At 67.3% G+C, this 14137-nt stretch carries 10 protein-coding genes; 5 read left to right on the top strand and 5 right to left on the bottom strand.

Features of this window, described 5'->3' with window-relative positions; all coding sequences use genetic code 11:
• Positions 1-54: 54 nt before the first annotated feature.
• The gene (locus tag VK682_RS14465; protein WP_230796458.1) at positions 55-1554 is read right to left on the bottom strand and encodes an aldehyde dehydrogenase; all 1500 of its coding nucleotides are present in this window, start codon (positions 1552-1554) and stop codon (positions 55-57) included.
• Positions 1555-1560: 6 nt separating this feature from the next.
• The gene (locus VK682_RS14460) at positions 1561-2328 is read right to left on the bottom strand and encodes an SDR family NAD(P)-dependent oxidoreductase (RefSeq protein ID WP_165616832.1); all 768 of its coding nucleotides are present in this window, start codon (positions 2326-2328) and stop codon (positions 1561-1563) included.
• 379 nt (positions 2329-2707) lie between these two features.
• Here VK682_RS14460 and VK682_RS14455 point away from each other — a divergent pair, with 379 nt between their 5' ends.
• Both VK682_RS14455 and VK682_RS14450 read left to right on the top strand, forming a co-directional pair.
• Positions 2708-3874 (top strand): iron-containing alcohol dehydrogenase, encoded by a 1167-nt coding sequence (locus VK682_RS14455; protein ID WP_230796457.1) that lies wholly within the window; start codon positions 2708-2710, stop codon positions 3872-3874.
• A gap of 374 nt (positions 3875-4248) precedes the next feature.
• Positions 4249-5283 (top strand): helix-turn-helix transcriptional regulator, encoded by a 1035-nt coding sequence (locus VK682_RS14450; RefSeq protein ID WP_230796456.1) that lies wholly within the window; start codon positions 4249-4251, stop codon positions 5281-5283.
• Between the two features lie 210 nt (positions 5284-5493).
• Here the strand turns inward: VK682_RS14450 and VK682_RS14445 are convergent, their stop codons facing one another.
• From VK682_RS14445 to VK682_RS14435, 3 genes are all read right to left on the bottom strand, one after another.
• Positions 5494-7539 carry a calcium-binding protein gene (locus VK682_RS14445; protein WP_230796455.1) on the bottom strand — a complete coding sequence of 682 codons (2046 nt, stop codon included), beginning with the start codon at positions 7537-7539 and terminating at the stop codon, positions 5494-5496.
• Between the two features lie 339 nt (positions 7540-7878).
• Positions 7879-9195 carry an HlyD family type I secretion periplasmic adaptor subunit gene (locus tag VK682_RS14440; protein WP_230796454.1) on the bottom strand — a complete coding sequence of 439 codons (1317 nt, stop codon included), beginning with the start codon at positions 9193-9195 and terminating at the stop codon, positions 7879-7881.
• On the bottom strand, positions 9192-10889 hold the full coding sequence (locus VK682_RS14435) for a type I secretion system permease/ATPase (RefSeq protein ID WP_324782097.1): 1698 nt from the start codon (positions 10887-10889) through the stop codon (positions 9192-9194). Before VK682_RS14435 ends, VK682_RS14440 begins: the two co-directional genes overlap by 4 nt.
• Positions 10890-11326: 437 nt before the next feature.
• Here VK682_RS14435 and VK682_RS14430 point away from each other — a divergent pair, with 437 nt between their 5' ends.
• Genes VK682_RS14430 through VK682_RS14420 form a run of 3 tightly spaced genes read left to right on the top strand, consistent with a single transcriptional unit; the run spans position 11327 to position 14112 of the window.
• Entirely contained in the window at positions 11327-11896 is a 570-nt protein-coding gene (locus VK682_RS14430; protein WP_324782096.1) for a TRAP transporter small permease, read from the top strand.
• Complete coding sequence (locus VK682_RS14425) at positions 11878-13131, top strand: TRAP transporter large permease (RefSeq protein WP_324782095.1); 1254 nt, start codon at positions 11878-11880, stop codon at positions 13129-13131. The genes VK682_RS14430 and VK682_RS14425 overlap by 19 nt, the downstream gene beginning before the upstream one ends.
• Positions 13132-13143: 12 nt before the next feature.
• A complete protein-coding gene (locus VK682_RS14420) occupies positions 13144-14112 on the top strand; it encodes a TRAP transporter substrate-binding protein (protein ID WP_324782094.1) in 969 nt (322 codons plus the stop codon).
• The last annotated feature ends 25 nt before the right edge of the window (positions 14113-14137 follow it).

Here is a 14137-nt window from a genome sequence, read left to right as displayed (position 1 = left end):
TCCGGCCCTGACCCGGCAAGGAGGCCGCCCCGCCGAAGGGGGGCGGCCCGCGTCTCAGCCCGGCAGGCCGATCTGGCGCAGGGTCACCGGGCGGTCGGGGATCGTGACGGTCTTGACCTCGGTATAAAACGCCTCGCAGGCGGCGCCGCCCTCGCGGCCCACGCCGGAATTCTTGTAGCCGCCAAAGGGCGCGCGCAGGTCGCGGGTCATCGGCGTGTTGACCCAGACCACCCCCGAACGCAGGTCGCGCGACGCCGCCTCCACCGTGGGCAGGTGATCGGACCAGACATAGGACACCAGCCCGAATTCGGTGTCATTGGCCATCTGCATCGCCTGATCGTAGCCTTCGAAGGTCAGGAAGGTGGCGAAGGGGCCAAAGATCTCTTCCTGACAGACCCGCGCCGCGTTGGAAGGGGCCAGCACCGCCGTCGGCTCGATGAAATAGCCGCCCGCCAGATCCCCCGCCATCTGCGGCACGCCGCCGCCGGTCAGCAGGGTCGCGCCATCCTCCTGCGCGACCTTGACATAGGACAGCACCCGGTCGCGATGCGCCGCCGATCCCAGCGGACCCATTTCGGTGCTGTCGAGCATCGGATCCCCGATCCGCAGCTGCCGGGCGCGGTCGACAAAGCGGGCAAGGAACGCCTCGCTGATGGATTTTTCCAGCAGGATGCGCGACCCGGCAAGACATTGCTGGCCATTGCCGGAAAAGATCGCCAGCAGCGCCGCATCCAGCGCCCGGTCCAGATCGGCGGAGGCAAAGATGACATTGGCGCTTTTGCCGCCCAGCTCCAGCGAACAGGGTTTCAGCCGCTGCGCCGCCCCGGTCATGATCCGCCGCCCGGTTTCGGTGCCGCCGGTGAAGCTGACCAGATCCACGCCCCTGTGCGCCACCAGCGCCTCGCCCGTCACCGAACCGCGCCCGTTCACCAGATTGACCACGCCTTCGGGCAGGCCCGCCTCGTGCAGCAGTTCCACGAAACGGCGCAGCGCCAGCGGTGTCTGCTCTGACGGTTTCAGCACGCAGGTATTGCCGAAGGCCAGCGCCGCCGCCACCTTCATCGAGGCAAGGGCGGTGGGGGCGTTCCATGGCGCGATCAGCGCCGCGACCCCCACCGCCTCGCGCACCACGACCGACCGGTAGCCGGTCACCTGATCGTAAACCTCGCCGCTGCGCTGGCCCAGATATTCCGCGAAGAAGCGGAAGTTGTAGGCGGCGCGGGTCATCTGGATCTGGCGCAGTTCGCGCAGCGAGATGCCCAGATTGTAGCATTCCAGCAGCGCCAGCTCATCGGCATGGGCCAGCAGCGTTTCGCTGATGGCCAGCAGCAGCGCCTGCCGCCGCTCCACCGACCAGCGCGGCCAGTCGGTGGTGTCGAAGCTGTGGCGCGCGGCGGCCACGGCCAGATCGACCTCGGCGGCATCCGCCTCGTGCAGGGTGCTGATCTGCGCGCCGGTGGCGGGGTAATAGACCGGGATGCGGTGGCCGCTGCCGGTGACGTCCTTGCCGGCGATCAGGCTGCCGACGCTTTGGGGAAGGGTATGCGTGTTCATCATTTCTCAGGCCATGAAGGTGCCGCCATTGACGTGCAGGGTCTGACCCGTGACGTAACCGGCGGCGGGGGAAAGAAGGAAAAGCACCGGACCCACCACATCCTGCGGTGTGGCAAGCCGGGCCAGCGGGATGCTGCGGACATAGGCCCCGACATCCAGATGGCTGTCGGCGCGGTCCTCGCCGCCGCGCCCGGTGCCACCGCGCAGAAACGCGGTGTCCACGGCAGAGGGCGCCACGGCATTGACCCGGACCTGCGGCGCGTTCTCCTGCGCCAGAACCCGGGTCAGCGCGAGGATCCCCGCCTTGGACGCGGCATAGGGGCCGTAACCGGGCGTGGATTTGACCGCGAGCCCGGAGGAGATGTTGACCAGCGAGGCCGCGTTGCTGCGCCGCAGCAGCGGCAGCGCCGCCCGGGCCAGAAAGAAGGCGGCCTGCAGGTTGCCGTCGATCATTTCGGACCAGAGGTCATCCGGCGTTTCGGCCAGCGGCGCGGGATCCCGGGTGAAGCCGACAAGGTTCACCATGCCGTCAAGCGCGGGCCAGTCCTGCGCCAGCGCGGCAAAGGCGGCCTCGACGCTGGCAGAGCTTGCGGCATCAACCGGATGGCCGCGCACCGGGGCGGGCGGGGGATGGCGCGTCAGCGACTGCGGCAGATCCAGCACCGCCACCTGCGCGCCTGAATCGAGCAGCGCTGTCACCACCGCCCTGCCGATGCCGCCGCAGCCGCCAACGACCGCGATCTTCTGTCCTGCGAGGTCTGCCCAATGGCCCATGCCTGCCTCCTGCCCTTTCCGAACGCTGGCCGCTGCGGGATGCGCCGGGCCGGGCTGGCCCGGATGCGGCCGGTTTTCCGCACAATTTATGAATACGCTTGCAAAGGCAAGAGACTGCGAGGCGACAGCGCATTTTCCTGTGCCCTCTGCCCAAGGCATGGGCATCTGGCCCCCTGCCCCATGCCCGACAAGCCTTGCCAAGCCAGGCATTATCCCGGAAACTCCGCGCAGTTTTGCCGGACCGGGCGCGGGGATGGCGGCGCGGCATCACTGGCCGCCCCGGGACCAGAAACGCCGCCACGTGCCCCGGCACCGTGAATACAAATGCAAGCGCCTTGCCCGGCGCTCTGACCCCATGCCATGACCCAAGGAGAAGATCATGACCGATGCCCGCCCCAGCTACAGCTTCGACACGCCCGGATCCCTGCTGGTGGACTGGGGCGGCGCCCGGCGGCTTGGTCCGCTGCTGGCGGAAAGCTTTGCCGAACGCCGGATCCTGATCGTCACCGACGCTTTCCTGCATCGCAACGGGCTGCTGGACCCGGCCAAAGCCTCGCTGCAGGAGGCGGGGTTTGCGGTGACGGTGTTCGACGATGTGGTGGCCGACCCGCCCGAAGCCATCGTGCTGGCCTGTGCGGACATGGCGCGCGCGGCTTCGGTCGATATCGTGCTGGGGCTTGGCGGCGGATCGTCGATGGACATTGCCAAGCTGGTGGCGGTGATGATCCGCTCTGACCAGCCGCTGGCGGATCTCTATGGCATCGGCAAGGTGCGCGGCAGCCGCACGCCGCTGGTGCAGGTGCCCACCACCGCCGGGACGGGATCCGAGGTGACCAACATCACCATCCTGACCACCGGCGAGACCACGAAAATGGGCATCGTCGCGCCGCAGCTTTACGCCGACCGGGTCATTCTGGATGCGGAGCTGACCGTGGGCCTGCCGCCGCTGCAGACCGCCGCCACCGGCATCGACGCCATGGTGCACGCCATCGAGGCCTATACCGGGCGGCACCGCAAGAACCCGCTGTCCGATCTGTTCGCCAAGGAGGCGCTGCGGCTGATGGCGGCGAACCTGCTGCGCGCCTGCGACACCGGCACCGACCGCGCCGCGCGCGAGGCGATGCTGCTGGGGGCGACGCTGGCCGGGCAGGCCTTTTCCAACAGCCCGGTGGCGGCGGTGCATGCGCTGGCCTATCCGCTGGGCGGGCATTACCACCTGCCCCATGGCCTGACCAACGCGCTGATGCTGGGGCCGGTGCTGCGCCACAACATGACGGCGGCGGCACAGCAGTATGCCGAACTGGCCGATGTGGTGCTGGGCGCCTCGGGGGGTGATGTCGCGACGCGGGCCGAAGCCTTTGTGGAGTTCATGGACGATCTGATGACCCGCTCCGGCGCGCCGCGCCGCCTGCGCGACTGCAAGGTGGCACAGGATCACCTGCCGGTTCTGGCCAAGGACGCGATGCTGCAGACACGGCTGCTGATGAACAATCCCGTCGAGGTGACAGAGGCCGACGCGCTGGCGCTGTATCAGGCCGCCTACTGACCGCAGCGCGGGCCCGCAGCCGCCGCGCTGCGGGCCCCGATCCCGCGCCTTTTGCCGCAAAGCAGAGCCGGGTTTTCGCAATTCGCCGCAGCGTTGCAATTTGTGCAATTCCCGGGAATTTGTTGACGTTGGGGCGGAGTCTGGATAATCTCGACAGTAATTAGAACCAAATTTTTCCGATTCCGGTGACGGCCCAATTTTCAGGGTGCAGACCGGGCTTTCACACAAAATGACGGGGGCGGGTCGCGTTGTCTGGCCCCCTGTTCGCCGATAAGGCTTCTTGATTTCCGAGGGTCGTTCGGGGTCGTCCATATGTGTGTAAATGGCGACCCCGTTGTGGTTTATCTTGTAAAGACGGGAGAAGGGGCAATTTCATGTCACCGACCGGCTCCGAAGACTCCGGCTTTCGCCGCCAGGAGTTCATTCAGCATCTGTGCCTCTGCGCGGAACTGCCCGCGCTGCTGATGGGGTTTTACGACAGCGCCACACGCCGGATCAGCGAAAGCTGGGCGGCAGGCACGGACGGGGGCCCCACCCCCGCCGCGATGATCCGCGCCGCAGAGGCGCGGCTTGCCGTGCAGACCGCGCTGACCGCCAATGGCCCGCCGCAGGAGGCGCCCGAGATCTGGCTGGCCGCCGGACCGCTGGCGGTGGGGATGGGCAAGCCGGTGGCGCGGCTGGTGCCGGTGCTGGTCTGCACCGCGCCGCTGCCGCTGACACAGCCCGGGCTTGCGGCGCTTTTGCGCATGGGGCTGGCCTATGCCCATCAGCAGCTGACCGAGGACGTGTATTCCCGGCTGATCTGGCCCGAAGGTCTGGTGGAGGCGACGCTGCGCGTGCTGTCCATCGAGGTGTTTCTGGTCACCGCCACCGGCGAGATCCGTTATGACGGGCGCAGCCCCGGTCCTGCGGGCGCCGATGATCCCGACTGGCTGATGGTGAACGGGCGGCTGAGCCTGCGCGACGATGCCTGCCGCGCGCAGCTGCAGCGCGCGCTGGCCGTGGCCACCGGCCCCGCGCCCTCCGCCTCCATCGTGTCGGTGCCGGCGCGGTCGGGGCTGATGCGCATGGCGGTGGTGGCGCCGCTGCTGGCCAGCACCCCGCCGCAGGCCATGGTGCTGTTCGAGGCGCCGCGCACCGATCACGCCGCGCTGCGCGAGCATTTTTTCGCCACGCATGGGCTGACCCAGTCGGAAAAGCTGGTGGCGCAGGAGGTGCTGGACGGCAAGACGCTTAACGAAGCTGCTGAAAATACGCGGTTTTCCCTGTCGACAGTGCGCAGCTACATGAAACAGATCTTTGCCAAGACCGGCGCGCACCGGCAGAGCGAGCTGATTTCCATGTATTACACCGCAATCCTGCCCGTGGGCACCAGCATCGCCAGCGCCGAGGCCCGGCGCAGCCACTGACCCCAACATCATGCGCCCCGCCTGCCGGATCAGCGGCGGGCGGGGCGTCACGCAGTGCAGGCCGGGAACCGGGGCGCCGAAGCACCGCCCCATGTCTGGAACGGTGCCCCGGAGAACGGACCGAGGATGGGGTCTTGTCCGTGGTCCGGTTCTTCTCCGGCAGAGCGCCCCTTGCGGGGCGCTCCTGTTCTTGGACCGATGGACCGGCGCTCACTCGGCGGTCAGGTCGATATACAGAGACCCGTTCTGGATCGACACGTTGGCATCTTCCTCCACGAACAGATCGGCGATCTGCAGTTCGGTGGCGTTGATGGTCGTGTCGCCCACCTTGTCGGTGCTGAGCGGGGTGATGCAGACCGGCGTCGGCACATAGGGTTCGGGGCAGTAGACCTCGGCCTGATCCGGTTCGCAGACGAAGGGCGTGATGCACTTGTCCTCGAAGCTGATGATGCCCTTGCCGTCGCCATCTTCGCCCTGCTTGGTCAGGAACTCGATCAGCACCGATTCATCAAAGAACGGATCGGTGGGGTCGATGCCCTCAAGCTCGCTCACCAGACCTTCGATCAGCACCGACCCGCCAAGGCTGGAGGTGATGAGCACGTCATCACCCACGATCGAGGCAGAGAGCGTGCCTTCGAAGTCGGTGTGGAACACCACGCGGTCTTCCTGATCGGCGTCGAAGTCCTTGATGACGTTGTAATCGATGGTCAGGTCGGTGCGGTCGCATTCGCCGTCGCCATCCTCGTCGATCTCGTGGCCGAAGACAAAGTCATCCCCGTCCGCGCCCCCGATCAGCACGTCCTGTCCGCTGTCCGCGATCAGGCAGTCATCGTCCTTGCCGCCTTTCAGCGTGTCGTTGCCGACGCCGCCAAGCAGGGTGTCGTTGCCGCCGCCTGTTTCGCCGGAGTCGCCGCAGACCACGTCGTTGCCCTTGCCGCCGAAGACAAAGTCATCGTCCCGGCCACCGTTCAGCTTGTCATGCCCGGTGCCGCCGTCGATGCGGTCGTTGCCATCGTCGCCCTTGACAACGTCATTGCCGTCACCACCGGCCATGCAGTCATCGCCCGCGCCACCGGACATGTTGTCCCCCCGGGCGCCGCCGTCCATGACGTCATTGCCGGCATCGCCGCACATGGTGTCAAAGCCGTCATTGCCCTGCATGTGATCGTCGCCGTCGCCGCCGGACATGAAATCCTGTCCGTCATTGCCCGCGAGCGTGTCATTGCCGGTCTGGCCATAGATCGCGTCGTCCCCGGTATCGCCGGTCACCACGTCATCATCTTCACCGGCATAGATGGTGTCGTTGCCCGAACCGCCGGAGATCGAGTCGCTGGCCTCGCCATCGGCGGGGTTGCCATCGGCATTGTCGCCATAAATGGTGTCGTTGCCGTCGCCGCCCGCGATGCAGTCGGCGTTGTCATTGCCTTCGATCAGGTCGTCGCCGGTGCCACCCCAGATGTGGTCGTCATCCGCCCCGCCCTGGATATTGTCGTTGCCTTCGTTGCCCCAGAGGCTGTCCTGACCGCGCTGGCCAAGGATGGCATCGTCATCCGCCCCGCCCAGCAGTCTGTCATCGCCATCATAGCCGCGCATCGTGTCCGCGCCGCTGCCCCCGAAGGCAAGGTCATCGCCGTCGCCGGCGTTGATGTAATCGTCACCGGCGTTGCCCGCCATGGTGTCGTTGCCGTTGTTGCCATAAAGCGTGTCATCGCCCAGACCGCCCGACATCATGTCGTTGCCGCCCTGGCCGTTCAGCATGTCATCGCCGTCCTGACCGGCCATGCAGTCGTCGCCCTCGCCGCCAAGCAGCTTGTCATCGTCGCTGCCGCCCAGCACGACGTCATTGCCGTCGCCGCCAGTGGCCCAGTCGTTGCCGGCCCCGCCGATCAGCAGGTCATCATCTGTCCCGCCGTCCATCTTGTCGTTGCCGCCGCCGCCCGCCAGCACGTCTTCGCCCGTGCCGCCGGTCAGTTCATCATCGCCCTGATCGCCGCTCAGCTCGTCTCCCATCAGGATGTCGTTGCCATTGCCGCCGAACAGGTAGTCATCCCCCGCGTCGCCGCGCAGGAAGTCGTTGCCGTTGTTGCCAAAGATGGCGTTGGCATTGGCATTGCCCGCGATGTGGTCATCACCCCCAAGGCCCTTGCCCCGGTTCACGCCGGGAATGTCCTTGAAATCACCGTTGTCGGTGTTCGGAGTGCCGCCCAGCCAGGGAGCGCCCCCGACAAGGGCCCAGGCTTCGTTTGCGGATTTCATGGTCATGATCTTTCCCCCAAATAAGGATTGCTAATCAAATCCCCCCGGATGTCCGGTCTCTTCCGGTCTCATCGGGGCCACCACGGTGCGGGTCTCAATTCTCCCGAACCTGCCCCAATTCAGCCATAGTCGCCCGAGTCCGGATACCCTCATTTGGGGGCAAACGTCATTTCGCAAAAACATCCATTGCAGACATAAATAAAATGGCGCTATTGCGCCCCCCGTCCTTTATTCAGCCGGACAGGCCGCGCAATAACGCCATTCAATTCGGATCAGGGCCCGGGTTTATTCGGTGAAATCCGGCAAAGGGGGATATATGGGGATGATGGGCCGCTCCTGTCAGCTGTCGTCGCGCATGGCGCGATCCAGATAGCGCGTCAGTGGCGCGGTCAGATAGGCCAGCGGCGTGTGTTCGCCGGTGCGGATGAAACTGTCCACCGGCATGCCCGGGATCAGCACCTGATCCGGGGTCAGCTTGGAAAGCTCGGTCTTGGGCAGCTCCACCTCCACCCGGTAATAGGGCCGCCCGGTGGTCGCGTCGGTGAAGGCGTCGGGCGAAACCAGCATGACCTGCCCCAGCAGATCGGGCGTGTTGCGCATGTCGAAGGCCTGCACCCGCACCACCACCTGCTGCCCCGGATGCACGCGGGTCACATCGATGGGGTCGACCTGCGCCTCGATCACCAAGGGCCGGTCCTGCGGCACGATATAGAGCAGCGGATCGGCGGGGCGCACCACCGACTGTGCACCGAAGAGCCGCAGATCATAGGCCACCCCCGCCACCGGCGCGCGGATCAGCATCCGGTCCAGCTGGGTCTTCAGCGCGGCGCGGCGCTCGCGGGTTTCCATCTCCGAGATCTCCAGATCGCGCAGCGTGGTGATCGCCTCCTCGCGGCGCTGGGTCTGCAGCTGCAGCAGTTCGATGCCGATCTCGGCGATGCGCTCCATCGCCTCGGCGCGGCGCGCCACCAGTTCGCCGCGCAGACCGGCCAGCCGCGCCTCTTCGCGCTGCAGGTTCAGCACGCGCGAGCTTTGCGCCAGCCCCCGGTCCAGCAGGCCCTGCTGCACCGCCGCTTCCTGCCCCACCAGATCCAGCTGCCGGTCCAGCGCCACCATCTGCGCGTCGATGCCGCCGATCTGGTTCTGCAGCTGCAGCTGCTGGTTCTCCAGCTGCGTCACCGCCTTGGACAGGCTGTCCTGCCGCGCCTCGAACAGGCCGCGCTGGCCCTCGACCAGCCGCGCCACCTCGGGCGCGCTTGCCGCCGCCAGCAGGTCGGGGTCAAAGACCACCGCGCCCGCATCGTCGCGCTCTGCCTCCATCCGGCCGCGCCGCGCCATCAGCTCGTAAAGGCGGCTTTCGGTGATCGCCAGTTCCGACAGCGCCAGCGTCGGGTCAAGCCGCACCAGCAGCGCGCCCGCCTCGATCCGGTCGCCTTCCTTGACCAGCACCTCGGCGACCATGCCGCCATCCAGATGCTGCACCGCCTGCCGGTTGCGGTCCACCACGATGCGGCCGGGGGCGATCACCGCCCCGTCGATGCGCGCCGAGGCGGCCCATGCGCCAAAGCCCCCCACCAGCGCCACCAGCGCCAGCCCCCCCGCCAGCGCGGGCAGGGTCACGGAAAACAGCGGGTTGCGATCTGATTTGCCCATCATGCCAGCCCTCCGACGCTGGTCTTGGCCACGTTGCGGCGGATGACCTGCACATTGGACAGCATCTCCGACATGACCTCTTCACGCGGGCCCCATGCCTTGCGGGTGCCATCCTCCAGCACCAGCAGCTTGTCGCATTCCTTGATCGCGGCGGGGCGGTGCGCCATGATGATAACGGCATGTCCCGCCGCCTTCATCGCCAGAACCGCGCCGTTCAGCGCCACCGAGCCTTCGTTGTCGAGGTTGGAATTGGGCTCGTCCAGCACCAGCAGCACCGGATCGCCATAAAGCGCACGGGCAAGGCCGATGCGCTGGATCTGCCCGCCCGAGAGCTGGGTGCCGATGGTCTGCACCGGGGTGTTGTAGCCCTTGGGCAGCTTCAGGATCATCTCATGCGCGGCGGCGCGCTGTGCCGCTTCGATCACGCGGGTGCTGTCGAAACTGGTGGCCAGACGCGCGATGTTTTCCGCCACGGTGCCGTCGAACAGCGTCACGCGCTGCGGCAGGTAGCCCACATATTCCGCCAGCCGTTCCGGGTGATACTGTTCGATCGGCGCGCCATCGAGCCGGATCTTGCCCGCCCCCGCCGGCCAGACGCCGGTCAGCGCCGAGGCGAGCGTGGATTTTCCCGACCCGCTGGGGCCGATCACCCCCACCGCCTCGCCGGGGGCCACGGCAAAGCTGACCTGCCGCAGCGTGGGCGCATGGCCCTGCGGCGGCGTCACGGTCAGGCCCATCACCTCCAGCCGGGCGCGCGGACGCGGCAGCGTCACCGCCACGCGGTCTTCGGGGATTTCCGACAGCAGCGCCGCCAGATTGTCCCAGGCGCGGCGGGTGCGCTGCACCGTGCTCCACTGGTTGACGATGGTCTCCACCGGCGCCAGCGCGCGGCCCAGCAGGATGGACGAGGCGATCATCAGGCCGGGCGTGATCTCTCCGCGCAGCACCAGCCACGCGCCCAGACCAAGGATCGCCGATTGCAAGAACATCCGGAACACCCGGCTGAGGCTGGCGAAATTGCCGCCCATGTCGCTGGCGCGCAGGCTCAGATCCAGCGCGCGTTCCCGCGATTTCGCCCATTTTTCAAAGGCATTGCTCTGCATGCCCAGACTGCGGATCGTCTCTGCCTCGTTCTGCAGCTGGTCGGAATAGCGGTCCGCCACATAGGCGGAGACCTGCGATTTCACCGCCGCCCCCCGCGTCAGCATCTGGTTCAGCAGCGCCGACAGGATCAGCAGACCGCCGCCCACCGTGGCGAAGAGCCCGATCATCGGGTGGAACAGCCCCAGCCCGACCAGAAACACCGGCGCCCAAGGTGCGTCGAACAGCGCGGCAAAGACCGGCGAGCCATAGAACCGCCGCATCGCCTCCAGATCCTTGAGCTGCTGGCCCGCCCCGGTGGTCTCGTCGATGCTGTGGTCGCTGGCGGATTTTTTCAGCAGCGCGTCGAACACGCGGCGGTCAAGCCCGGCCTGAAACCGGGTGCCGATGCGGTTCAGCACCCGCGCCCGGGCCCAGTCCAGAATGCCCATGATAAGAAACATGAAAACCATGACGCTAAATAGCGCCACCAGCGTCGGCTCTGACCGGGCCGCCAGCACGCGGTCATAGGTCTGCAGCATGAACAGAGGGCCGGTCAGCATCAGCAGGTTCACAAAGATGCTGAACCCCGCCGCAAGCCACAGGAGCTTTCGCAACCCGCGCCGCGCTTCTTTTAATTCAGACAGCCCTTCCAATAGGTTACCCGCCATGTTCTGGCCCCCCTCGTTAAAAACACCATGGCCCTGAAAACAGCGGGCCTTTGTAACAATCGGCTCAGCGGGCCGGGGCAAATCCCGGTCGGGGTTCTCCGCGTCAAGGGGTGACCCCACCCTCTGAATGCCTCGTCAGCTTACTCCAGAAGGTGATTTTCGTCACTTCTGATTTTGGCACAGGCAAATGTGTTAAGAATTGGGCGCAACCCTATGAAATTACGTTCGACGCGCATCCGAGACAGGCTGACGCTCTTGCGCATCACCCCTGAATCTGTCTTGGCCAAAACGAATCGAGGACCGGCGGAGCAAGGGGCGGCAAAAATTCCTGATTGAATCTGTCGGCTACAAGATTAGAAGGGGCGCAAAGACACGAGGCAGGCATGATCTCCCCCCGCACCGCCCCCCGCCCCCCCGGCCCGCTTGCCGCGGTCTCTGACGCGCTGGCCTCGGTCGAGGCGGCGGCGGCGGGGCTGATGCTGGCGGGGGTGCTGGGCATCTCTGCGGCGGGGGCGGTGGCGCGCAGCGCGGGCGTGCCGCTGGTCTGGGCCGACGAGGCGGCGATTGCCGCCATGGTCTGGGCCGGGTTTCTGGGGGCGGCGGCGCTTTTCGGGCGCGCGGGCCATATGGCGATCACCCTGCTGCCCGAGCATCTGCCGCCCCGCGCCCGTGCCGCGCTGGATCTGGTCACCGCGCTGATCCTGCTGGTATTTTTTGCGGGGCTGGCGGCGCTGATCTGGCGCTGGTTCGACCTGCCCGGCCTGATCCGCACCGGATCGGCACAGGCGCTGGCGCAGGACAGTTTCAACTTCCTCTATCTGGAGCCGACGCAGACGCTGGGGCTGCGCAAGATCTGGCTGTGGCTGGTGCTGCCGCTCTTCTGCCTTGGCGGGCTGGTCCATGCGCTGGCGGGCGTGGCGCGGGCGGCGGCGGCATGGCGGGTGCTGTCATGATGGCGCTGGCGGGATTTGCCGGGCTGCTGACGCTGGCCCTGCCGATTGCGGTGGCGCTGGCGCTGACCGCCGCCCTGCTGATCTGGCAGCGCGGCGACGTGATCCTGTTCGACAGCCTTGCGCAGCAATATGTCACCGGGCTGGAAAGCTACGGGCTGCTGGCGCTGCCGCTGTTCATCCTGCTGGGCGAGGCGATGAATGCGGGCGGCGCGGGGCGGCGGCTGGTGGCGCTGGCCGCCGGGCTGGTGGGGCCGGTGCGCGGCGGGCTGGCGCATGTCAGCCTTGTGGCCAATGTGATGCTGGCGGCCATTCTGGGATCGACCGTGGCGCAGCTGACCGTGATGACCCGCATGGCGGTGCCGCAGATGGTGCGCGCGGGCTATCCCCGTGCCGATGCCGTGGCGATCACCGCGGCGGGGGCGATGCTGGCGCCGGTCATCCCGCCTTCGATGCTGTTCATTCTTTATGGCGTGATCGCGCAGGTGCCGATTGGCGATCTCTTTACCGCGGGGCTGATCCCCGGCGCGCTGATGGGGCTCGCGTTTTTCATCCTGATCGCGCGGCGGGCGCGGCGCGCGGACTGGCCCGTGGGCACGGCAGACCGAGACCTGCCGCTGCGGCAGGCCCTGCCCGCGCTGGCGATCCCGGTCTTTGTGGTCTGCTCCATCGCCTTCGGCCTTGCCACGCCGACCGAGGCGGGCGGGCTTGCCGCCCTGCTGGCGCTGGCGCTGGGGCTGTGGGTGTTCCGCGACATGCGGCTTGCCGATCTGCCGGGCATCTTCACCCGCGCGGCACTGGGGGCGGCGGGGGTGCTGTTTCTGGTGGCCTCGGCGCAGCTTCTGGCCTGGATTCTGGCCTATGCCGGGATCCCCGCGCAGGTGGCGGCGCTGCTGGCGGGGGCCAGCGACAGCCCGGTGCTGTTCCTGCTGCTGCTGAACCTGCTGCTGCTGGGGATCGGCATGGTCATGGATCCGATCCCGGCGCTGCTGCTGACGGTGCCGGTGATCCTGCCGCTGGCCACCGACCAGTTCGGGCTGGACCCCATCCATATGGGGCTGGTCATTTGCATGAATCTTTCGCTTGGCCTGCTGACGCCCCCCGTGGGCGCGGGCCTTTTCGCCGCCGCCAGCCTTTCCGGAGAGCCAGCCGGGCGCATCGCGGTCAGGGTGCTGCCCTATCTTGCTGCGGCGTTTGCCGTGCTGATCGGGGTCTCGCTCTGGCCGGTTCTGATCTGACAGGAGACGGGAATGGACCGCAGAACGCTTCTTGGCTCGGGGCTTGCGCTTGGCCTTCTGGGCCCGCAGCAGGCACTGGCGCAGGGTGCGCCCTCGCTTCGGCTGGGGCTTATCACGCCCCCCGCGCATCAATGGACGCAAAGCGCCATGGCGCTGGCCGACCGGCTGCGCGCCTCGGGGCTCACGCTGGCCGTGCATCCGGCGGGGCAGCTGGGGGCAGAGGCGCAGATGCTGCAGCAGCTGCAGACCGGCGCGCTGGATCTGGCCTTTCTGACGCTGGGAGAATTCACCAACCGCGCGCCGGATTTTGGCGCGCTGACAGCGCCTTATCTGGTGCGCGACATTCAGGGCGCGCAGGCGCTGCTGGCGGGGGATGTGGCGCAGACCCTGTCGGCGCGGCTGGCGGAGTTCGGCCTTGTCGGGCTGGGCTTTGGCATGGCGGGGATGCGGCAGGTGCTGCTGTCGCGGGCAGCGCCGCAGGTCAGCGATCTGGCCGGGCGCAAGATCCGCACCGTGCCCTTGGCGCAGGAGCTGGATTTCTGGGAAAAGCTCGGCACCGCCCCCACGCCGCTGCCGCTGCCGGCACTTTATGACGCGCTGGCCAATGGCCAGATCGACGGCATGCAGATCGATTTCGAAGGCACATGGAACAGCCGGTATTTCGAACTGGCGGGGGAGATGCTTGCCTCGGATCACATGATGTTCCCGATGGTCGCCGTCGCCTCGGCCCGCCGCTGGGGGAGGCTGGACCAAGGCAGCCGTGCCGTGCTGGAGACAGAGGTGGCCGACACGCTGGCCCAGATCCGCAGCGCCTATGAAGGGATCGACGCCGCCACCCGCGCGCAGATCGAGGCGGCGGGCTTTCCCGTGCGCACCGTGGGCCGCGACTGGTTCGGCGGCGCGGTGGAGGCGTGGTATGACGACTGGCGCAGCCGCACGCCGATCCTTGCCGATCTGGAGGCGGAGGCGGCGCGGCTGTAAGGGCCGCGCATCACGGGGTGCGGGC

The sequence above is a fragment of the Salipiger marinus genome, assembly GCF_035481585.1.
In the GTDB taxonomy this organism is placed as follows: Bacteria; Pseudomonadota; Alphaproteobacteria; order Rhodobacterales; family Rhodobacteraceae; genus Salipiger; species Salipiger marinus.
Note: the sequence above shows the minus strand (reverse complement) of the source record. Positions and strands in the feature narration are given on the sequence as shown.

What these genes read in the sequence shown, in the direction of transcription:
- VK682_RS14455 (WP_230796457.1), top strand. Translation starts at nt 2,708, where the DNA reads ATGACCGATGCCCGCCCCAGCTACAGCTTCGACACGCCCGGATCCCTG.
- VK682_RS14465 (WP_230796458.1), bottom strand. Translation starts at nt 1,554, where the DNA reads ATGAACACGCATACCCTTCCCCAAAGCGTCGGCAGCCTGATCGCCGGC.
- VK682_RS14420 (WP_324782094.1), top strand. Translation starts at nt 13,144, where the DNA reads ATGGACCGCAGAACGCTTCTTGGCTCGGGGCTTGCGCTTGGCCTTCTG.
- VK682_RS14440 (WP_230796454.1), bottom strand. Translation starts at nt 9,195, where the DNA reads ATGATGGGCAAATCAGATCGCAACCCGCTGTTTTCCGTGACCCTGCCC.
- VK682_RS14425 (WP_324782095.1), top strand. Translation starts at nt 11,878, where the DNA reads ATGGCGGGTGCTGTCATGATGGCGCTGGCGGGATTTGCCGGGCTGCTG.
- VK682_RS14450 (WP_230796456.1), top strand. Translation starts at nt 4,249, where the DNA reads ATGTCACCGACCGGCTCCGAAGACTCCGGCTTTCGCCGCCAGGAGTTC.
- VK682_RS14460 (WP_165616832.1), bottom strand. Translation starts at nt 2,328, where the DNA reads ATGGGCCATTGGGCAGACCTCGCAGGACAGAAGATCGCGGTCGTTGGC.
- VK682_RS14430 (WP_324782096.1), top strand. Translation starts at nt 11,327, where the DNA reads ATGATCTCCCCCCGCACCGCCCCCCGCCCCCCCGGCCCGCTTGCCGCG.
- VK682_RS14445 (WP_230796455.1), bottom strand. Translation starts at nt 7,539, where the DNA reads ATGAAATCCGCAAACGAAGCCTGGGCCCTTGTCGGGGGCGCTCCCTGG.